Origin of the sequence: Microcoleus sp. Pol11C3, assembly GCF_036701485.1 — a bacterium.
Taxonomy (GTDB): domain Bacteria; phylum Cyanobacteriota; class Cyanobacteriia; order Cyanobacteriales; family Microcoleaceae; genus Microcoleus.
Window position 1 is genome coordinate 1 of record NZ_JAUBQW010000109.1, and the last position, 21,634, is coordinate 21,634.

12 protein-coding genes and 1 pseudogene are annotated in these 21,634 nt (G+C 46.5%); 3 read left to right on the forward strand and 10 right to left on the reverse strand.

All coding sequences use genetic code 11. The features are described from left to right. Window positions 1-71: 71 nt before the first annotated feature. A complete protein-coding gene (locus QUA40_RS21330) occupies window positions 72-263 on the reverse strand; it encodes an efflux RND transporter permease subunit (RefSeq protein WP_333129501.1) in 192 nt (63 codons plus the stop codon). 330 nt (window positions 264-593) lie between these two features. On the opposite strand from QUA40_RS21330, the gene QUA40_RS21335 reads away from it, so the two are divergent. Then, window positions 594-2,603, forward strand: coding sequence for an adenylate/guanylate cyclase domain-containing protein (locus tag QUA40_RS21335; RefSeq protein ID WP_445301177.1), 2,010 nt, complete (start codon window positions 594-596; stop codon window positions 2,601-2,603). A gap of 129 nt (window positions 2,604-2,732) precedes the next feature. Here the strand turns inward: QUA40_RS21335 and QUA40_RS21340 are convergent, their stop codons facing one another. The 7 genes from QUA40_RS21340 to treZ all read right to left on the reverse strand — a co-directional run bounded on the left by QUA40_RS21340 (window position 2,733) and on the right by treZ (window position 16,996). Beyond that, window positions 2,733-5,936, reverse strand: a complete 3,204-nt coding sequence (locus QUA40_RS21340; RefSeq protein ID WP_333129505.1) for an efflux RND transporter permease subunit — start codon at window positions 5,934-5,936, stop codon at window positions 2,733-2,735. A 201-nt stretch (window positions 5,937-6,137) separates the two neighbouring features. Continuing rightward, window positions 6,138-7,919 (reverse strand): efflux RND transporter periplasmic adaptor subunit, encoded by a 1,782-nt coding sequence (locus tag QUA40_RS21345; protein WP_333129507.1) that lies wholly within the window; start codon window positions 7,917-7,919, stop codon window positions 6,138-6,140. A 267-nt stretch (window positions 7,920-8,186) separates the two neighbouring features. Continuing rightward, window positions 8,187-8,795 (reverse strand): PadR family transcriptional regulator, encoded by a 609-nt coding sequence (locus tag QUA40_RS21350; RefSeq protein WP_333129509.1) that lies wholly within the window; start codon window positions 8,793-8,795, stop codon window positions 8,187-8,189. Window positions 8,796-8,976: 181 nt separating this feature from the next. After that, on the reverse strand, window positions 8,977-9,489 hold the full coding sequence (locus QUA40_RS21355) for a DUF4112 domain-containing protein (protein ID WP_333129511.1): 513 nt from the start codon (window positions 9,487-9,489) through the stop codon (window positions 8,977-8,979). A gap of 197 nt (window positions 9,490-9,686) precedes the next feature. Further along, window positions 9,687-11,603: a molecular chaperone DnaK gene (dnaK, locus tag QUA40_RS21360; protein WP_333129513.1), complete on the reverse strand. Its 1,917-nt coding sequence runs from the start codon at window positions 11,601-11,603 to the stop codon at window positions 9,687-9,689. 539 nt (window positions 11,604-12,142) lie between these two features. Beyond that, the gene (gene treY / locus QUA40_RS21365; RefSeq protein ID WP_333129515.1) at window positions 12,143-14,938 is read right to left on the reverse strand and encodes a malto-oligosyltrehalose synthase; all 2,796 of its coding nucleotides are present in this window, start codon (window positions 14,936-14,938) and stop codon (window positions 12,143-12,145) included. A 234-nt stretch (window positions 14,939-15,172) separates the two neighbouring features. Next, window positions 15,173-16,996 carry a malto-oligosyltrehalose trehalohydrolase gene (gene treZ, locus QUA40_RS21370; RefSeq protein WP_333129517.1) on the reverse strand — a complete coding sequence of 608 codons (1,824 nt, stop codon included), beginning with the start codon at window positions 16,994-16,996 and terminating at the stop codon, window positions 15,173-15,175. Between the two features lie 316 nt (window positions 16,997-17,312). Between treZ and QUA40_RS21375 the strand changes: the two genes are divergently transcribed. Both QUA40_RS21375 and QUA40_RS21380 read left to right on the forward strand, forming a co-directional pair. Then, window positions 17,313-19,373: an amylo-alpha-1,6-glucosidase gene (locus QUA40_RS21375; protein ID WP_333129519.1), complete on the forward strand. Its 2,061-nt coding sequence runs from the start codon at window positions 17,313-17,315 to the stop codon at window positions 19,371-19,373. A 35-nt stretch (window positions 19,374-19,408) separates the two neighbouring features. Further along, window positions 19,409-20,449, forward strand: coding sequence for a glucokinase (locus QUA40_RS21380; RefSeq protein ID WP_333129521.1), 1,041 nt, complete (start codon window positions 19,409-19,411; stop codon window positions 20,447-20,449). A 151-nt stretch (window positions 20,450-20,600) separates the two neighbouring features. Here QUA40_RS21380 and QUA40_RS29095 read toward each other — a convergent pair whose 3' ends face one another. Further along, window positions 20,601-21,203, reverse strand: a complete 603-nt coding sequence (locus tag QUA40_RS29095; RefSeq protein WP_445301178.1) for a tetratricopeptide repeat protein — start codon at window positions 21,201-21,203, stop codon at window positions 20,601-20,603. Beyond that, window positions 21,201-21,548, reverse strand: a pseudogene (locus tag QUA40_RS29100) (tetratricopeptide repeat protein); the annotation flags it as partial. The gene QUA40_RS29095 and the pseudogene QUA40_RS29100, both read right to left, overlap by 3 nt. Window positions 21,549-21,634: the final 86 nt, after the last annotated feature.

Below are 21,634 nucleotides of genomic sequence, written 5' to 3' on the forward strand. Positions count from 1 at the left end.
CTGGCACATCTCTTGATGAAATTATTCGTGCTTATTGTGCATGAATAGTGTCTCATACTTATTTGAAATGACTATAAATTGTAGTGGTTAACAGTTTGTGCCCCCACCACCGGAGTTATCTTCACCAAATTGCTCAAAGAAATCATTTCATTCTTGCCTGAACGCACATACAATTTCCCAATATCTTCAGGGTTATCACGAAACTGTTTATCCGCCTGAACATACACCCGATAATTGCGCTGCTGGAGGTTAAAATCATTCACATACTGCGAACCCAGAGCCGTTCTAATCTTACTTTTTTTTCAGATTGCATCAAGGATACCAAGGTTGTCATCACCAAAAACTGAGATGGCGTCAGGTCTTTTTGTAAATGAGTCTGGTAGAATCTTCGTATTATTATTTTTTTGGATAAGCAACAGCAACTGAGTTTGGGTCGTTTTCGGCTATTATACTCCCATCAGAGTGACACAAGAGCAATAAATTGCATATTGAAATTGTCGAAAGGGTTGTGGGGCATGAGGTGTATGGTATAGGCGTATGCAAATTAAATTCCTATTAACTTATGCTAGGTATCAATGTCGGGAGAAGTCACTATGCTTGGTAAATCAAGGAGGCCCTTATCAATTGGACTTTTCAGAAAAATCCCCCTACAAATAATGCTAATTGTTCCATTTGTTGTCCAAACAGTTGGAGCAGTGGCTGTTGTTGGTTATCTTTCCTATAGAAACGGTCAAAAAGCAGTAAATGATGTAGCTACTCAGTTGCGGAATGATGTTAGCGATCGCATCAAGCAAAATCTAACTTATCTGGTTGCTATTCCCTTTCAATCCTTTGAAAACTATGATGCAGCCCTGAGCCAAAACCGAATAGATCTTAATAATGGGAGAGATGTAGAGAAGTTTCTATGGGGACAACTCCCTGCCTTTCCCCTTGTTGCTGCCGCAGCTTTTGTTACCCCCAATCAGGAGTTTTTTGCTGGTGAGCGGCAGGATGATGGCACGATCGTCATCCGTACTTCGGAGGTAGAAAATAACCACACTTTGACTACCTATACCGCCAGTCCAGAGGGGGAACGCCAAGAAATTATCAACGCCGGGAAACCTAACTTTGACCCCCGCAAACGCCCCTACTATAAAATTCCAGTCCAGCAAAAGCAAGCTGTTTGGGCAAAACTGTATCCTCACATCACAGGTAAATACCTATACATTGCGGCTGGCAAACCCATATATACCAAGACTGGAGATCTCCAAGGAGTGTGGATGACCAGCTTAAATATGGTAATGTTTGGGAATTTTTTAAGCAAACTCAAAATCGGTAAAACAGGGCAAAGTTTTATTCTGGAACGTTCTGGAGAAATGATTGCCACCTCTACAGGGGAAAAGCCCTTTCAATATTACCCAGACAAGGTTGTCCAACTGCCAGAGCAACGAATTGAACGACTAAAGGTTGTCGATAGTAGCAATGCCATTACCCAAAAAGCGAGTCAAGCTTTGCTAGAGCAGTTTCATGATTTTCAAAATATCCAAGCATCTCATCAACTGAAATTTACCGTCGATGGTAAAAATTATTTCGCCCAAGTCGATCCTTTTCGAGATAGTAAAGGTATTGACTGGTTGGTGGTGGTGACTATTCCAGAAGCAGACTTTATGAATCAAATTAATGCCAATACTCAGACTACAATCCTGCTCTGTTTAGCAACTTTGATTTTGGCAATTTTATTGGGTATCCTGACTGCTCGCTGGATTATCCGTCCTGTGGAGCGGATCACCACTGCTTCCGAAGCGATCGCTGGGGGCAATCTCAATCAACAAGTGGAGGTTAGTTCCATCGTTGAACTTGGCAAATTAGCCAACGTTTTTAACGGTATGACCAGACAACTGAAGGATTCTCTAGATACCATCCATTTGGCAAATGAAGAGTTGGAAGCTAGAGTGGAGCAAAGAACTGGAGAACTGCGCCAAGAAAAAGAAAGGTCAGAACAATTACTTTTAAATATCTTACCTGCGGAAATTGCCGATCGCCTCATGCGGACTAATGAATCCCCTGCTGAACATTTTGAAGAAGCCACGATTTTGTTTGCGGATATCGTAGGTTTTACCAGTATCTCGGCACGGATAGAGCCGATGCAATTGGTAGCAGGTTTGAACCAAATTTTCTCTGCCTTCGATCAACTCACTGAAAAGTATGGCTTAGAGAAAATTAAAACCATTGGGGATGCCTACATGGTAGTTGGTGGTTTACCCGTTTCTCGCCCGGATCATTCCGAAGCGATCGCCAACATGGCGTTGGATATGCAAGCCTATATGCAAGACGTGGAGATTATTTTTGGGGAATCTCTACAAATTCGGATCGGGATTAATACCGGTCCTGTAATTGCGGGAGTAATTGGGATTAAGAAATTTATCTATGACCTCTGGGGTGATGCGGTGAATGTCGCCTCAAGGATGGAATCCCACGGCAAACCGGGATACATTCAAGTCACCGATGCGACTTATCTCAAATTACAGAATAAATACTTACTAGAGCCAAGGGGTACGATCGAGGTCAAGGGAAGAGGAGAAATGATGACCTATTGGCTTTTGGGTCGGCGGGAGGAATATTAGCCACTAGCACTCGATAGCAAAGACGGGTCGTTTAATAAAAAAGTCTGCAAACATAACTGTGTTATTTGTTAAAGGTATGTTGTTGGGCTTGAGCGCTCTTGAGGGTTCAAGCCCAACAACGTACTTCACTTACTTGAGAACCACTTTATCGCGTTCAATCTCCTCGCGGGGAGCGGTTTTCCCATCTAAATTTGTGTCATCGTGGGGCGGATTTTGAGGGCGATCGCGCTTCTTAAAGCGATCGCGAGCCGAGACAACCACCACATACAGAACCGGCACCATAAACAAACTCAAGAAAGTAGAAACCACCATCCCCCCCGCGATCGCATTCCCTAGCGATCGGCGGCTCGCTGCACCCGCACCTTCCGGGTTAACTAGAGGAGCAATACCCAAAATGAAAGCCAGAGAAGTCATCAAAATTGGTCGTAAACGCTCTTGAGCAGCCTCAACTGCTGCCTTAGCAATTGGATACCCCCGCTCCCGCAACTGGTTAGCAAACTCCACGATTAAAATCGCATTTTTACTCGCCAATCCAATCAACATCACCAAACCAATCTGGCAATAAACATCATTCGCCAAACCCCGCAACGACTGAGCTAAAAGTGCACCCAAAATCGCCAGAGGAACCGCCAGCAAAATAATGAAAGGATCGACATAATTTTCGTACTGAGCCGCCAAAACCAAGAACACAAAAATCAGTCCCAAACCAAAAATAATTGGTGCTTGACCCCCCGACTCAATTTCTTCTAAAGAACTCCCCGACCATTCATAGCCAAAACCCGAGGGCAAAACTTGAGCCGACACCTTTTCCATCGATTTTAGCGCCCGTCCAGAACTCGAACCCGGAGCCGGAGTGCCAGTAATTTCAATTGACCTATATAAATTGTAGTGGTTAACAGTTTGTGCCCCCACCACCGGAGTTATCTTCACCAAATTGCTCAAAGAAATCATTTCATTCTTGCCCGAACGCACATACAATTTCCCAATATCTTCAGGGTTATCACGAAACTGTTTATCCGCCTGAACATACACCCGATAATTGCGCTGCTGCAGGTTAAAATCGTTCACATACTGAGCACCCAGAGCCGTTTGTAACGTACTGAAAACATCATTGATGGGAATATCGAGAGCCTTAGCTCGATTGCGGTCAACTTCCACAATTAACTGAGGCGTATTCGCTGCAAATGTACTAAATACCGCCTGCAATCCTGGTGTCTGATTTGCCTGCTTTAAAATCCCACCCATAGTCTGGACTAAGGCATCTAAACCGCTGTTACCTTTGCGGTCTTGCAATTGAAATTGGAAACCCCCAAATTGACCTAAACCTTGAATGGCAGGCGGATTCACTGGGAAAATTCTCGCTTCTGGAATCGCGAAAAACTTACCCCGCAACTTACCAATAATCGCTTGTACAGTTTGATCTTCTCCGTGACGTTCTTTCCAGGCTTTAAGTGTAGTAAATATAATGCCTTGATTAGAAGTGCTACCGCTAAAACCAAATCCACCCACTGAAAAAGTTCCCACAACTTCAGGAAGTTTGAGGATTTCTGCTTCTACTTGGTCCATTACTTTCTGAGTGTATTGCAGCGAAACACCTTGGGGCCCTTGAATAATTGTCAGAAAATAGCCCTGGTCTTCTTCCGGGATAAATGCTGTGGGGACTGATAAATAAAGCCAAGCAGTTACTCCCAGAGAAGCGATGAACACGAGAGTGACAATAGTCTTAATTCCTGTGAGAAATATTAAGGATTTCCGATATTGCCGCTGTACCCAATCGAGAACTGCATTAAATCTGTCAAAAACCCAACCCAGCGGACCTCCAAACTTCGGACTTCGACGCAGTAATATAGCTGCAAGTGAGGGCGTAAGAGTAATAGCAATAAAGGTAGAAAGCAATACTGAAAAAGCAATTGTCAGCGCAAATTGTTTATAAAGAGCTCCTGTAGTTCCGGGAAAAAATGCCACTGGCACGAACACTGCCATCAACACTAAAGAAGTCGCAATTACAGCGCTAAAAAGCTCCCGCATTGACTCAAAAGCCGCTTCGCGGGCATTCATACCTTGGCGGATCAGGCGGTCAATATTTTCTACTACAATGATAGCGTCATCAACAACTAATCCCGTCGCTAATGTCAGACCAAACAGAGATAAACTGTTAATAGTAAATCCGAAAACTTTGATAAAGGCAAACGTCCCAATCAAAGAAATTGGAATTGTGATGGTAGGAATAATAGTTGTGCGCCAGTCTTGCAAGAAAACAAAAATCACTATCACCACTAGCAAGACTGCTTCAAATAATGTCTTGACTACTTCTGCCATCGACTCTTGTACAAACAAAGTCGTGTCCAGCGCTACTCTATGGATCAACCCCGGAGGGAAACCAACCGCTAGTTTTTCCATTTCGGTTTTGACGGCATGGGCAACATTCAAAGCATTACTTCCAGGGAGTTGGTAAATCCCTAAACCTACGGCATCATTGCCTCGAAATCGCAGAAATGAGCTGTAATTCTCTGCCCCTAGTTCTGCTCTCCCCACATCTTTTAATTTAACTAACGTTCCATTTGTCTCTGTTTTGAGGACGAGTTCTTCAAATTCTGCTGGTTCTTTGAGGCGACTTTCAGCACGCAAGTCAATTTGATACATTTGTCCCTGTGGAGCAGGTTCTTGACCAATTCTCCCAGCACCAACTTGCAAGTTTTGTTCGTTGAGAGCTCTCGTTACATCTTGCATTGTGAGACGGCGAGCTGCTAATTTATTGGGATCTATCCATAAACGCATTGCATAGCGTCTTTCCCCAAAAATTCGCACGTCGCCAACCCCTTTTACTCTTTTTAAGGCATCTGCTAAATATAGGTCAGCGTAGTTGCTTAAAAATATGGTGTCGTATTCTTTATTTTCCGTAAATAAACCGATCGCTAATAGGAGACTTGTAGATTGTTTTGTAACTCTAACTCCTGTGCGTTGTACGGCATCTGGTAGTTGTGGTTGAGCAACTGCAACTCGATTTTGAACATCGACGCCGGCAAGGTCTTTGTTGCGCGATGCATCAAAGGTAGCTGTAATGGTGCTGGTGCCATCGTTACTACTACTGGAAGTTAGATATTTTAGTCCTTCAACGCCGTTGATTTGCCTTTCTAGGATGTTGGTAACTGCATTTTCGACAATTTCAGCACTCGCCCCGCTATAGTTAGATGTGACGTTAATTTGGGTAGGGCTAATGTCGGGGAAGCGCTCGATAGGTATGGTGGGAATGCTGATTGCGCCTACCAAGATAATAATTAAGGCGCAGACGCTAGCAAAGACTGGTCGTTTAATAAAGAAATCTGCAAACATTATTTGGGTAATGGGTAGTTGTTAGTTGATAATTCGTAATTCGTAATTCGTAATTCGTAATTCCTAATTAGACTTACGTCAAAAATTAAAATTTCCCCTTTTTAAATAGCTGAGCAATCCAGTTGTTTCAAATAATGTACGGAGTTGCGCTTGTGCACTCTTAAGAGGTGAATCAAGAGCGCACAAGCGCAACAACATACCTTATTTTTTGCTTCCTACTGGTAATTTTTCTCCTGTTCCTTTTCCTTCCTCTTGAGCCATAATGGGAACACCGTCTGTCAGGTTAAGGATGCCTGCGGTAACAATTTTTTCGCCGGCTTGCAAACCTTCGATAACTTGATAATTATTCCCCTCAATGGCTCCCAATTTCACGGACTTTTGTCGCGCTACTAAAGGTGGCATTCCAGGTTTTGGCTGTTCGGGCTTTTGAGCTGTGAAGACAAAAGTTTCCCCACCTAAACGAGTGACTGCTGTTACTGGAACTAAAATTCCCGGGTTCTGTTTCCAGATGACTTTAGCTTTTACAAACTGGAGATTAAGCAGTTCGCCACTGGGGTTGGGAAAGGTGGCTTTAGCTAAAATTGTTTGGGAATTGGCGCTGACGTTGGGGGAGATAAAACTGATTTGACCTTGGGCGATCGCCTTACCTTGAGCGTCGAGCATTTGTACGGGCAGCCCTAAGCGTAATTGAGGCTGCCGTTCCAAAGGAATTGATAACCGCAAGTCTAGCAATTGGTTCTCAGTTAAGGTGGCGATCGCATCACCTTTTTTCAAGTAATCACCTACTTTCACTGGTATGTCGCCGATGACTCCCGCGAAGGGCGCGATGACAGCAGTTTCTTGTAGTTGTACTTCAAAGCCGCGCACTTGAGCGGCGGCCTCGGCAACTTGCGCTTCAGCTTGATCGAGCTGTTCTTGGCGCGTACCGTTGGCTAACTGCGCTAATCTGCTCTTGGCTTGTGCGACTTCTGCTTCGGCTTTGGCTATTTCCTCTGGGCGCGAACCGTTTTGCAATTGGCGCAAAGCTTGCCGCTGCTGCTGTAAGGCTGCTGTCCGGCGCTCTATCTCGGCTTGTCTGTTCTTTTGCCGCTGCTGGAACCGCCTTTGAGCTTCTCTGAGGTTGGCTTTGGCGCTGCCTTCTTTTTGGGTGTATTGTTCGAGGGTGTTGGCGGATTCTGCACCTTCTTTTGCCAATGCCTGATATCTGGCAAGCTGCTGGCTGGCTAATTTTGCTTCGGCTGTGCTTGCCTCTATTTGCGCTCTTGCTTGGGCGATGTCTTCTAAGAGACTACCTGTTTGGGCGTCGGCGAGGTCGGCTTCAGCTTGGGAAACGCGGGCTTGGGCTTGACCAATTTCTTCGGGCCGAGAGCCCGATCGCAGTTGGGCGAGGTTGGCTTGGGCTTGGGCGACTTGGGCTTGAGCTTGGGCGATTTCTTCGGGCCTGGTTCCTGCTTGCAATTCGGCTAAGTGGGATTGAGCGCGGATCAGGTTGGCTTGGGATTGCCTCAAGTCAGCTTGGGCGCTGTCGCTTTTCATGCGGGCGATGGCTTGTCCTTTGTTTATGAAGTCCCCGGATTTGACAAAAATCTCCGTGACTAGCCCTTCTGCTTCGGGTTTGATTTCTACCGAACGCTTGGCTTCTAAGCTGCTGACAAATTCCGAGGCTTCTTGGACTGAGCTGGTTTTTACGGCGGCGAGCTTGACTGGTATGGCTTTGGGTTGGGCTGCTGCTGCCGGTTGCTGTGCGCGATTATGACCGGATTGCCACGAGTACCAGCCGAAACCTGCTGCCCCTGTGACGATCGCGAGCGCGGCAATTAGGGGCCAGCGCGATCGTGCTTTAGCAAAAGGTTGGGGGCGATCGGCAACGATGGCAAAATCCTCCGGTTGCTCGTTGTCTGCATCGGTTGGGTGAAGTTCCGGTGCGGGAGATTTTTGCTCTTGGGCTTCAACTACGGATTCTGGGGATTTAGAATAACTCATTGGCAGCACCACTTAGATTTTTTTTTATTTCTGATTTACTGAGACTTGGGCGGAATATTTGATTTTGCGGCGTTACCCTCAAACATGGGGGAATAAGGACAAGCGGTTTTAAACAGAATTAAATCGGGAAAGTCACTTTTTAATGGGGTTGGGGTATTTGCAGGGCTTTAGTCTGATCGCAGTTAGCAAAGCCAGGGAGTGATTCTTTTTAGGAAAGGTTCTGGTTATCTCAAAAGTTACGATGGCATGAATGATTACACATCCTTCTTATGACTCACCTGAGTGGGTGAGTTGGAAGGATTTTTCCTGGGAGTCGGCGGATTCAGCGAAGGTTGGGGAGTCGCGCACTTGAGCGATCGCGCCTCTTTCTTTGGCTAGTTGCTCGGTTAACCACTCTATCTCTGACGCCAGCACTGACTTGCAGCGATCGCGAGAGGCGAATTGATAGTCGTCTGTTAGTGGATATTCGCTCTTGAGGCTTTCGATGTAGTCTTGCCGGGTGTAACAGGCTCGCAAGCGGTGTTCCAAAAGCTTCAGCCGTTCTTCGGGTTCTAAGTCGCCAAAAAAGAAAAACTTGATTTGGAACCGGGAACCGCTGTTAACCCAGCTTTCTTGAGGGTGTTCGAGCATTTTTTGCCGCCAGAGTTCGCGCCCTTTGGCGGTAATTCCGTAGATTTTGCGCGGACAGCCCGCATCTCCGGCTTCTTCGGCTATTACCGAAATCTCCCCTCGCTCTTCCAAGCGCTTCAGCAGCGGGTAAATCGCTCCGTAGTTAACGCTGATGCAACTGCTCATAAACAGCTCCAGTTGTTGCTTTAGCCGATAGCCGTGCAGGGGTTGCCACTGTAGCAGCCCAAGGGCTGATAATTCAAGCATTTATATCAATTTGATATTATAGTCTGAATTATATCACTAGATCGGACTCAAGGGCGATCGGGTAAATAGCTAGTTTCACAGAAAATAAATAGGTTACACATTTAATAATATTTGTCAATACCCTTAATATATATTATTTTAGGATCGAGAGAGGGCGATCGCTTTATCCTAAAACCCCAAATCACTGCCCTGTCAGCGATCGGAATACCCACGCGAAAAGCATGACGCTCAAGAAAATCACGCCTCCGACAATTAATACCAAACCCAACAGCAAAACCGCCACAAATAACCAGTCGGCTTTTTTCCCAGGTTCAGGGGAACCTAAATGAGCATCCAGCAATTCTATATTTTTGACATTAGCTTTCCAAGCAACATCCAACAAATCTCCGGCCACCGGTACTGTACCAGCAACTGTATCAAATACGATGTTAGCAGCCATTTGTACTAGAGTTTCTCGCGGTGCTCCGAGTTGCGCGGCTTTGAAGACTACGTAACCTGCAAAAATCGCTCCGATTAAATCGCCGCCGCCCGGTATAAGTCCCAATATCGGATCGAGTCCGATGCGGTAACGGGTGCCGGGAATGGGAATTGCATTGTCAAGTAAGTGGCTGATTTGGCGGAGACGCCGCAAGGATGCAATCTGGGATTTGTTGGGAGGATTTTGCGAAGAATTTTGTATAGGAGAACGTGACATTTAATTAGTCTCGATTGCGATATTACTGCTAGTTTATGATACTTATTGAAGCATATTCAAGTTTTTTCACTATGCCTCAAGCAGATTTTTACTGATTTTGGGCGATCGCCTTTTGTTTGTTTTTGAATGCACAGAAACCCGGTTTCTGTTCAAAACCGGGTTTCTTGCTTCTAGCTGGGGGCTTTTAATTTAGCCTTTTATTTGTTGCCTTCTGTGAAGTCGGCGTCAATCACGTCGTCGCCGCCGCCAGTGGGGCCGCCGTCTCCATAGCCACCAGGGCCACCAGGGCCGCCAGGGCCATCAGTGGGGCCGCCGGCTTGCTGGTACAGGTTGCTGCTGACAGCGTAGAATGCTTGCTGCAACTCTGTTGTTAGGGTTTTTATGCGATCGTCATCTTCACTACTGATCGCCTCGCGCAAGTCTTTGATCAACCCTTCAACCTTAGTCTTGTCATCAGCGGGAACTTTATCACCCAATTCTGCCAACTGCTTCTCAATTTGATAGGCTAAAGAATCGCCTTGGTTTTTGCGATCGATCTTTTCGCGACGTTCCTTGTCAGCAGAAGCATTCGATTCGGCTTCCTTCACCATGCGCTCGACTTCATTGCTGGGCAAAGTAGAAGCACCAGTAATGCTAATCGATTGCTCCTTGCCTGTACCTTTATCCTTAGCAGCTACATTCAAAATACCGTTAGCATCGATATCGAAAGTAACTTCAATTTGAGGTACGCCACGGGGGGCAGGCGGAACTCCATCTAAGCGGAAGGTTCCCAAATCCTTGTTATCATTCGCCAATTCTCGTTCGCCTTGCAAAACGTGAATTTCCACGTTTGTTTGGCCGTCTACAGCAGTCGAGAAAGTTTCCGACTTCTTAGTAGGAATGGTGGTGTTGCGGGGAATGATTTTGGTCATCACGCCGCCCAAGGTTTCGACGCCAAGAGACAGCGGGGTAACGTCGAGCAACAAGATGTCTTTGACTTCGCCGGAGAGTACGCCAGCTTGAATTGCTGCACCGACTGCGACCACTTCGTCCGGGTTTACCGTTTGGTTGGGATCTTTGCCGAGGATTTTTTTGACCAGTTCTTGCACCGCAGGAATACGTGTAGAACCGCCAACTAAGACCACTTCATTAATTGCAGATTTGTCTAATTTGGCGTCGCGGATCGCATTTTCTACGGGGATGCGAGAGCGATCGATCAAATCTGAACAGAGTTCTTCAAATTTGCCCCGCGTCAAAGTCGTGTCCAAGTGTTTTGGCCCGTCTTGAGTCGCGGTAATAAACGGCAGGTTGATTTCTGCTTGAGTAACGCTCGAAAGTTCAATCTTGGCTTTTTCGGCCGCTTCCGTCAGGCGTTGCAGTGCTTGCTTGTCTTTGCGGAGGTCAATTCCTTCGGCTCTTTGGAATTCATTAGCGATGAAATCGACGATTTTTTTGTCGAAGTCGTCACCGCCGAGGTGAGTGTCTCCACTTGTTGCTAGCACTTCAAATACGCCGTCGCCTACTTCGAGAATAGATACGTCGAAAGTACCGCCACCTAAGTCAAATACGAGGATGGTTTCGTTGCTCTTTTTATCTAATCCGTAAGCTAAAGCGGCCGCTGTAGGTTCGTTAATAATCCGCAGCACTTCAATCCCGGCAATTTTACCAGCGTCTTTCGTAGCTTGGCGCTGGGAGTCGTTGAAGTAAGCGGGAACAGTAATTACCGCTTGGGTAACTGTTTCGCCGAGGTATTTGCTGGCGTCTTCTACCAGTTTGCGGAGAACTTGTGCAGAAATTTCTTCTGGGGCAAATTGCTTGCCACGGGCGGGACAGTCTAGTTTGAGGCTGTTGCCGACTTTGAGGACTTTGTATGAAACTTCAGTGGTTTCGTGAGTTACTTCATCAACCCGACGCCCGATAAACCGTTTTACTGAGTAAAAGGTGTTTTCGGCGTTCATCACGGCTTGACGCTTGGCGATTTGTCCGACAAGCTGATCGCCATTTTTAGCATATGCTACTACTGAAGGTGTGGTGCGACCCCCTTCGGCGTTGGCTATGACGGTGGGTTTGCCGCCTTCCATAACTGCGACGCAGGAGTTTGTCGTACCTAAGTCAATTCCAACTACTTTTCCCATAGGGGTGTTCCGGCTCCAATTTCTACAAAATTTTGGTGTTCTATCTGTGCGATAGTCTGGTTATTCAGGACTGCGATTTTACCTCGCGGTTTACGGGTAGTGAGTCCTGCTTTAATACAGTCTTCGATAGGGTGCTTATCTCTATACTGCGGGCGGTAGACCTTGCGATGAAGGGGTATTTACCGAACCTGTTGGGGGACGGTTGCATCCGTGAGGCTTGCACCGCTACAGTTGTTGACTGCTTTTCTTTACTCTTCCCAATGTACGGTGTGCGATCCATTCGGGTATTGTGGCAAACCGTATACGTTGTGTTGTATTTGCCGTCTTTGTTGTATAAATTTTGTTTGGTTGGTAGGGGCGATCGGTTTTTTGGCTTCCAATCAGGTTTAATATCAATTCTGAAAAGGGACACGGCAATGCCCTGTCCCTACCCGTTTACTTCCAGGCTGTGCCTGGGAAGGAATATATTATTGAGGAAGAGCCTCAAGTCCGCCTCCTGGGAATCTCGGAAAATTCAATAATTTTCCAGCTTTTCATTGCTATTTTTCACCGATCAGCAGAGCTGCAGGAAAGTAACTGAGAGCTTCACCAATTGCCAACGTACCGTTACTTTCTACCGCCTGATTTGTAATTGCATCTTTCCAAACCGACGGCATTTGCTCGGATAATTCCAGATTAGTATCTTTCCAGACTTGTTTGCCGATCGGCATTTCTTCCGGTTTGACAATTCCCGTCAAAAACCGGGGAGCAATGACAATAACTGTAGTCTCTCCAAAGCTTCTGGCAAAGGCAACCACATTATCTTTAAACGTGCCAACTGCTTGCAGCGGCAGATAATCGCCTGATTGAAAAACTTGCAAGTATTTTTTTCTCGCTTCTAGCGCTCTTGCCGTCAAAAATAACTTAATTCTCGCGTCTTCTCGCGTCGCAATCAAATCTTCAACCAGTTGCAAAATATCCGTCTGAGCTTGCTCTTTAATTTCCCGCAAAACCTCGATTCTGCGGTCAAAATCAACGGGACGGCGGTTGTCCGGATCGACGTGGCTTAAATCCCAGAATTCCGTCCCTTGATAAATGTCGGGAACACCGGGAGCCGTGATTTTCAGCAGTGTTTGAGATAAAGAATTGAAAATTCCGTAATTAGCTACTTTTTTGCAGAAAGGTGTAAATTTGTTGAGAAACTCATTGTGTTCCGAAGGTTCGAGAACGCTATCGACAAAGGTCATAAAACCAGCTTCGTAGTCGTTATCCGGTCTCAGCCAAGCCGTATAAACTTTGGCTTCGCGGACAGCTTTAATGACATAATCTTTCAGGCGATCGACATAATCAGTGTTTTCAATTCCCTCAAATGGAAAACTGCCGATCAGAGTTTGGTACAAGAAGTATTCGTCATTAGTATTGGGAACCATTCGATTCACAAAGTTGACTTTCTTAGAAGAGTTTAGCTCTCTCCAAGACTTGACTTGCTGTTCCCATTCATCGGGAATTTCCGACAAAACGTTAATTCGAGCTCGCACATCTTCGCCGCGTTTGGTATCGTGGGTAGCTGTAGCATTCATTTTGTGTGGCCAAGCGACTTGCTGCTGTTTGTTGAACTCGTGAAAATCTCCCAGCGACACGCCGAACTGACTGGGGTTTCCTCCGACTTCGTTGAGGGATAAAAGCCGATAGTAGACGTATAAAAGCGTGTCTTCCACGCCTTTTGCCATTAATGGTCCTGTCAACTGCTGGAGTTTCATTACAAAGTGCCGGCGCTGCTCTTTTTGTTCGGTTGTTAGGGTTTCTTCTTCTTCGAGCAAGAGCACTGTTTCGATAAATTTAAGTTCTTTGAGGAGTCGCGGTACTTGTTCTTTGGCGTGGGCGATCGCATATTTTACGTAAGTGCGATCGGACTCTCTCAAACCCTCTTGATTGATGTAAGTTCGGTACACTGGAAAAATCGTCAAAACAGCCGCCAGTGCTTTTTCCAAACCGGGACGAGTAAAGTCGTTTCCCTGTCTGGATTGACCGGAGATATTCTTCAATAGTTGAGCCAGATTGTCTACATCTCCCGCCAAATTTTTCTCAACAATCAGCCCTTTTTTATCTAAAAACAACTGTTCGTAAGGAACGTTTAAGCGAGTAAACCTTTGATATATTTCGCTAAATTGCTGTTCGCGATCGCACCGACAGAAAACGCCATTTACGTAGTTCAAAAAGTCGTAGCCGCTAGTTCCCTCAATCGGCCAATATGACGGCAAATCTTCTTCGTGTTCCAGAATCTTTTCAACCGTGATGTAAGTGTCTCCGACTTTCTCCCGGAGCCGTTTCAAATATTCTGTGGGGTCGTACAGTCCGTCGATGTGGTCGATTCTCAATCCGGTAAACTTTCCCTCTTCAACCAGGTCGAAAATCAGCTCGTGATTTTTGTGAAAAACTTTAATCTCTTCAACTTTTACCGAAATCAGTTCGTTGACTGTAAAAAACCTGCGGTAGTTAATTTCTTCTGCCCCCACTTTCCAGAAGGCCAGACGGTAAAACTGCTCGGAAAGCAACTCGTCTAGGAAATTAAAACTTTCGGCATTGCCCTTTTCTCCGTTAAAAAAATTGATATTTTCATCTATAAATTCCTGCACCAGAGGATTTTGATTGTAGAGTTCCCACAGCAGTCCTTTGACAAAAGCTATCTGATCGTATCTGGCTTTACCTTTAGTTTCGGAAGATGTACTTTTAATCAAATAAAGAATTCCCAAAAACTTGATAAAATCTGGATGGCGTCTGCCTAATTCCCTGGCTAAATGCCCCAAATTATGACTGATAAATTTAGCATAAGATTCGATTTTTACTGGCAATTGTAAGCTATAATAATTTATGGTCAGCCCAATCTCGCTGTATCTTAGTTGAATCTCGCCATTTTCCAGACACTCTCCATAAAAATTGCCCAGCAGCGGAGCCAGCACTCGACCTCTGAGATGTTCGTAAGCATGATTCCATTCAATATCGAAGTAATCGAAATAGTCGGAATCTGGGCCGTGTTCCAATACATCTAACAGCAGCAAATTTTGAGTGTCGTAAGCCATGTGGTTCGGAACAATATCTTGCAGCCATCCCATGTTCCGTTTCTTGATTTCGTATGTGAGGGCTTCAAAATTTTCTGATGTTCCCAAATCGGGATTGAGCTGATTTGAGTCAACCACATCGTATCCGTGAGAGCTGCCTTTTCTGGCTTTAAATATTGGTGAAGCGTAAACGTCGGTAATTCCTAAATCTTCCAGATAGCTAAGAATTTGTTTGGCGGCTTCAAAGTTAAAACCTCCATGAAATTGAATCCGATAAGTTGTTGTGGGAATTCTCATTATGTTAATTTTACTCCAGGTTTTTTAGGGTTTTCTTTTTTTATATTATGAGGCCAAGCCTCCTCGACTGCATTCCCCGGCAGAGGCGGGCAACGAGAGAGGCTCTGCCTCCCGTTTCTGGTGGGACTACATTCTGCTGCAGAGGCTGAGAAGGAGACAGGTTCTGCCTCCTGTTTCTTGTTCCTAGGCTCTGCCTGGGAACGCCTGTATTTGAGGCTCTGCCTCCCGTTTTAATTACTGTAATTCATAGAGTGCGAAACTCTGCGGTTTAACGGTCAATTTTTGCTCTGAAGTTATCTTTTCAGGCAAGCTAGAACCTGAACCCATCCATTTTTCATCAGCAGAGTCTAAAATTTTGTGACCGTTGCCTTGGGGAAGTGCAGCCGTAAAAGCTACCTCTTGCCTGTTGAAGTTTAGAATGCAGAATATCTGGCTGTCATCTGTCCAACGACGTAGAAATAAGATTTTTTCCGCTTCAATGCTGGACACTTCTAAACTGTTTTTGTCGAGTTTTTTAAGGGCTGGTATTGTCCGCCGCAGTTGAATCAAATGTTGATGCCATTCCCAAAGGATTTTGTGTTTGCCTTCAGTTTGTTTTTCCCAGTTTAACTTACACTTATCGAAAGTCTCAGGACTCTGGGGGTCGTGAAACTCGCCTCGGCCTTCAAAGCTTTTAAATTCTTGTTGTTTGTCTTTGCGGATAGCTTCAATTAAGTTTTCGTCCGAGTGGGAAACGAAGTAAAAAAACGGCGCTTCTTCTCCGTATTCTTCTCCCATAAAAAAGAAGGGAATGTAGGGAGAAATCAAGACTGTGCCGGCTGCGAGTTTCAATCCTTCAAAGTCAACTATTTTGGATAGTCTGTCTCCCAAAATGCGGTTGCCGATTTGGTCGTGGGTTTGGGCAAACACCAAAAATTTATGACCCGGTTCATCCTTAACAGAATTGCCGTGTTTCCGCTTTCTGTGGGGGGCGTACTGGCCAGAGTAAACAAAGCTTTCTTTGAAAGATTTTTCTAAGTGTTCGCACTTGCCGAAATCTTGGTAGTATCGGTCGTCTTCTCCGGTGAGCAAAGCGTGCAGTGCGTGGTGGAAATCATCGCACCATTGGGCGTCTAATCCGAAGCCACCCAGTTCTTTAGGACGTATAGTGCGGACATCATTTAAGTCACTTTCGGCTATTAAGTAAAGTTGCCGTCCTAGTTCTTGGGAAATATCGGCTGTGGCATCAGATAGTTCTTGTAAAAAAGGTCTTGCACCTACTTCAAATATTGCTTGAATTGCATCTAATCTCAAAGCATCGATGTGATAGTCTCGAAACCAGTAGAGGGCGTTTTCAATAAAGTAGTTACGCACGCCGTCGCTGTAGGCATCGTCGAAGTTGAGGGGATCTCCCCAAATCGAGCCGTATTTTGAGGTAAAGTAGGGGCCGAAGTCCCTGAGATAATTTCCTTCGGGGCCGAGGTGGTTGTAAACTACATCTAGAATTACTGAAATACCGTGTTCGTGGCAGGCGTTGACGAGTGTTTTGAAGCCTTCGGGGCCGCCGTAGGAGTTTTGAACTGCGTAGGGATATACGCCGTCATATCCCCAGTTTCGCTCGCCGGGGAATTGGGCTACTGGCATTATTTCGATAGCGTTGATTCCCAGTTCTTTGAGTCGGTTGAGCTGGGGAATTATTGCTTCAAATGTTCCGGCTTGGGTGAATGTGCCGACGTGCAGTTCGTAAATAATCATTTCGGCTAGCGGCACGCCTTGCCATTTTGTGTCTGTCCAAGTAAAGATATTTTCATCTATTACTTGCGACGGAGCGTGTACGCCTTGGGGTTGATATTTTGAGGCTGGGTCTGGTCGGTCGGTTTTTCCTTCGATTTGGTAGGTGTAAAGGGTTCCTGGTTCGATGTCTGTAGCTGTGCTTTGCCAATAACCTTCTGCGGATTGTTGCATCGGTATCAGGCGTTTTTTTGGAGAAACAATTTGGACTGCGATTTGTTTGAGGGTGGGCGCCCAAACGGTAAATTCACATTGGTTATTGCCGAGGTAATTTGCTCCTATCTTCACTTTGAGCTGTTCTCCTTATAAAATAGGTTGGTAGTTGGATCGCCCGACGCGCTATCAAATGCTTGCCCTTAACGTTCAGCGCCTGTTTAGACGGTAATATTACTTAATATAACAAACAACTAACTTTAGACAGAGGCATCAAAAGCTAAAATTGTGTAAGGGGCAAAAGTAGCGGTTAGTTATGTCTAAATTAGAGCATGACTCGGCACGGGGGCGATCGCCAAATTAACGGCCTGCAAGCGTTAATATTTCTAGTTGATATCATGTGGAAAATCTACCTAAAGGTAGGTCAAAAATCAGCGCGAGTGTGGATTTTATGGTTATGGCTTTTGGACGGGAAATCTGCTGCAATCTCGACTCGGCGGAGTCTCGGGAGTGGTTGGTCACAAACGGGATCGGCGGTTACGCTAGCGGCACGATCGCAAATCTCCTCACCCGCCGCTATCACGGCTTGCTGGTAGCCGCCCTCAAACCCCCGCTGGGACGCACTTTGATGCTCGCCAAGCTGGACGAGACGGCTGTGTATCACGATCGCGCCTATCCGCTTTATACAAACCGCTGGGCCGACGCCACGATCGAACCCCACGGCTACAAATACATCGAAAGCTTTCACCTCGAAGGGACGACGCCTGTTTGGAGGTTTGCTTTGGCCGACGCTATCCTGGAAAAGCGGATTTGGATGCAGCAAGGTGCTAACACAACATATATTCAATACCGCTTGCACCGCGCCTCACAACCGATCGCCCTCGCTGTCAAAGCCCTAGTCAACTACCGCGACTACCACCAAACGACGAGCGCCGGCGACTGGCAGATGAGCCTAGAAACCTTGGAACACGGGGTTTGCGTGACTGCCTTTCCCAAGGCTGCACCCCTATACCTGCTGACAGATGCAACACCAGAGGCCAAATTTCGAGTCTCTACGTCCTTATACAATTGGTATAACGAATTTGACTTGGCAGCAGAACAGCGGCGCGGATTGGACTGCTGCGAGGATCACTTGCACGCGGCGACTTTTCACATGACGATCGCACCGGGAAGTTCTCTGACATTGATAGCCAGCACTGAGAAAAATGCCGAACTCAACGGCGGTACAGCTCTAGAAGTGCGCCACGCCGCCGATCGAGAACTGCTGCAAAACTGGTCAAAAGTGAGCGAATCTCCCGATTGGATCAATCAGTTAGTGGTAGCCGCCGACCAATTTATCGTCAGTCGCCCGTTAGCGGAAGAACCCGAAGGCAAAACGATTATCGCCGGATATCCCTGGTTCAGCGACTGGGGGCGCGACACGACGATCGCCCTACCAGGCCTCACAATCTGTACCGGGCGATGGGATATTGCGCGATCGATTTTGCGGACATTTGCGCGGTATGTCGATCGGGGGATGGTGCCGAACCGCTTCCCGGATGCGGGTGGCGAACCGGAATACAACACCGCAGACGCTACTCTGTGGTACTTTGAGGCAATTCGCGCTTATATCGATGCCACGGGCGACGACGAACTTTTGACCGAACTCTGGCCGGTGTTATGTGAGATTGTTGACTGGCACTTGCAGGGTACTCGGTATAACATCCGCGTCGATCCCGATGACGGTTTAGTCTACGCGGGCGAAACCGGGGTGCAACTGACTTGGATGGATGCGAAAATCGGCGATTGGGTGGTGACACCCCGGATTGGTAAGCCGATCGAACTCAGCGCGCTTTGGTACAATGCTATACAAGCTATGGCAAGTTTTGCTCGAAAATTGGGCAAGCCTCACAATGAATACCAGCAATTGGGCGATCGAACAGCCGCCGGATTTCCTCGCTTCTGGAACGCCTCAACTGGTTACTGTTACGACGTTCTCGACGGCCCAGACGGACACGATAGCTCCCTGCGGCCCAACCAAATATTTGCCGTATCCTTGCCCCTAGACTCGATTCCTCCTCACTCCGTAAACTCCTTGTCAGCGGGGATGCGCCAGGAAACCCGCTATACACCGTTACTAACGCCCATCCAGCAGCGCGGCGTGGTGGACGCCTGCGCTGAAGGGCTTCTGACTTCTGTCGGCCTCCGCAGCCTCTCGCCGCAGCACCCGCAGTATCGCGGCGCATACGGAGGTGACCAATTGCAGCGCGACAGCGCCTACCACCAGGGCACAGCTTGGGGCTGGCTGATTGGCCCGTTTGTCTTGGCGCACTTGCACGTATACAAAAACCCAGCACAAGCGAGCGAATTCCTCGAACCGATGGCACATCATATGAGAGCCGGCGGAGTTGGCAGTCTGAGCGAAATTTTTGAGGGCGACGCCCCCCACTCGCCGCGAGGCTGCACGGCTCAAGCTTGGACTGTGGCTGAGGTGCTGCGGGCTTGGTTGGCAATTAATACTGTGGGTGTTTAAATGGGGAATGTTATCTTTGGTTGTAAAAAAGATTTATGGCATTATTATTAGCGGGCGATATTGGCGGAACTAAGACAATTTTGCGCTTAGTGGAAAGGACTATTAAGGGTGAAATGAACGCTCTTTACGAGTTTCGCTATCCGAGCGGGGAGTTTCCAGATTTAGTGCCGATGGTGCAGCAGTTTTTGACGGAAGCTACTACTAAGTTGAATGTAGCATCTGTGCCTGAAAAAGCTTGTTTTGCGATCGCAGGCCCGGTGGTTAACAACACTGCAAAACTGACTAATTTGCCTTGGGTGCTGGATGCGAAGCGTCTGGAACAGGAATTAGGAATATCCCGCGTCAGTTTAATTAATGATTTTGTTGCAGTTGGCTATGGCGTGTGGGGTTTAGACGATCGAGATTTGCACACTTTGCAAGTTGGAAAACCTCGCCAACACGATCCAATTGCTGTGATTGGTGCGGGTACTGGTTTGGGAAATTGTTTTGGAATTCCCGAGGCAAATGGCATCAGGGTTTTTTCTTCGGAAGGGGGACACGGTGACTTTGCTCCTCGTTCGGAGTTGGAGTTTCAATTGCTGAAATATTTGTTAGCCAAACACGACATTCCCAGAATATCGATCGAGCGTGTGGTTTCGGGACAAGGGATTGTTTCAATTTACCAGTTTTTGCGGGACAGAAAGTTTGCTCCTGAATCGCCGGAGGTAGGGGAAGTTATCCAAAAATGGGAGTCAGAAATCGGTAAAAGCGAGAAGAGTGTCGATCCGGGAGCGACAATTGCACAGGCGGCACTCAAAAAGTGCGATCGGCTTTCGGAACAAACAATGCAAATGTTTGTAGAAGCTTACGGTGCAGTGGCGGGAAATATGGCTGTATCACTTCTACCTTACGGGGGTTTGTACATAGCCGGCGGCATCGCTGCGAAGATTTTGCCACTGATTCAAGAAGGGGGTTTTATGCGAGCTTTTACCCACAAAGGTCGGATGGATTCGCTGTTAGAAATGATGCCGGTTCGATTGGTTTTGAATGACAATGTAGGGTTAATTGGAGCGGCTGTTTGTGCGGCGGGTCTTTAGGAGAATGTAGGGGCGGTGCCCCCGTGCCCGCCCCAGATCGATCGGGGCAACCACGGGGGGATTGCCCCTACAAAATTACAAAAATAATTTAGGCTTGCTATATAGGAACTGCCAAGACGGTTAGGACATTCTCAATCGCTGAAACCTAAAATTACTTCCCTTCCAGTTCTTTCAGCTTCCGCTGGGCAAACTCCTTCACCTGCGGATCTTGAGCGACGGCTAAAGCTTGGCGATAGCTTTCAATTGCTTTTACTTTGTCGCCTTTGAGTTCATAAGCAATGCCGCGATTGTTGAAGGCTTCTGCATCTTTAGGATTGAGTTTCAGGGCTTGAGTGAAATCGGCAATGGCGCGATCGTATTCCTTTTTATCGTTGTAAGCAATGCCGCGATTGTAGAAGGCTTCTGCATTTTGAGGATTGAGTATAATGGCTTGATTGTAATCGGCAATGGCGCGATCGTATTCCCCTTTCTTGTCGTAAGCAAAGCCGCGATTGTTGAAGGCATATGCGTCTTTAGGATTGAGTATAATGGCTTGATTGTAATCGGTAATGGCGCGATCGTATTCCTTTTTATAGTTGTAAGCAGTGCCACGACCGTAGAAGGCATCTGCGTATTTAGGATTGAGTATAATGGCTTGATTGAAATCGGCAATAGCGCGATCGTATTCCTTTTTATAGCCGTAAATACTGCCCCGATTTTTGAAGGCTGCTGCATCTTTAGGATTGAGTAGAAGGGATTGATTGAAATCGGCAATGGCGCGATCGTATTCCCCTTTCTTGCCGTAAGCAAAGCCGCGATTTTTGAAGGCTGCTGCATATTTAGGATTGAGTAGAAGGGATTGATTGAAATCGGCAATGGCGCGATCGTATTCCTTTTTATCGTTGTAAGCATTGCCGCGATTGTAGAAGGCTGCTGCATATTTAGGATTGAGTAGAAGGGATTGATTGAAATCGGTAATGGCGCGATCGTATTCCTTTTTATAGTTGTAAGCAATGCCGCGATTGTTGAAGGCTGCTGCATCTTTAGGATTGAGTAGAAGGGATTGATTGAAATCGGCAATGGCGCGATCGTATTCCCCTTTCTTGCCGTAAGCAGTGCCGCGATAAAAATATAGTCATTTCAAATAAATGTGAGACAGAGGCAAGATCATGATAAAATCGATAAAAATAGTTAATTAGAAAAAAA

Excerpts from the sequence above, each read along its gene's own strand:
- QUA40_RS21335 (WP_445301177.1), top strand. The coding sequence starts at position 594 with ATGCTTGGTAAATCAAGGAGGCCCTTATCAATTGGACTTTTCAGAAAA.
- QUA40_RS21340 (WP_333129505.1), bottom strand. The coding sequence starts at position 5,936 with ATGTTTGCAGATTTCTTTATTAAACGACCAGTCTTTGCTAGCGTCTGC.
- QUA40_RS21345 (WP_333129507.1), bottom strand. The coding sequence starts at position 7,919 with ATGAGTTATTCTAAATCCCCAGAATCCGTAGTTGAAGCCCAAGAGCAA.
- QUA40_RS21350 (WP_333129509.1), bottom strand. The coding sequence starts at position 8,795 with ATGCTTGAATTATCAGCCCTTGGGCTGCTACAGTGGCAACCCCTGCAC.
- QUA40_RS21355 (WP_333129511.1), bottom strand. The coding sequence starts at position 9,489 with ATGTCACGTTCTCCTATACAAAATTCTTCGCAAAATCCTCCCAACAAA.
- dnaK (WP_333129513.1), bottom strand. The coding sequence starts at position 11,603 with ATGGGAAAAGTAGTTGGAATTGACTTAGGTACGACAAACTCCTGCGTC.
- treY (WP_333129515.1), bottom strand. The coding sequence starts at position 14,938 with ATGAGAATTCCCACAACAACTTATCGGATTCAATTTCATGGAGGTTTT.
- QUA40_RS21375 (WP_333129519.1), top strand. The coding sequence starts at position 17,313 with ATGGTTATGGCTTTTGGACGGGAAATCTGCTGCAATCTCGACTCGGCG.
- QUA40_RS21380 (WP_333129521.1), top strand. The coding sequence starts at position 19,409 with ATGGCATTATTATTAGCGGGCGATATTGGCGGAACTAAGACAATTTTG.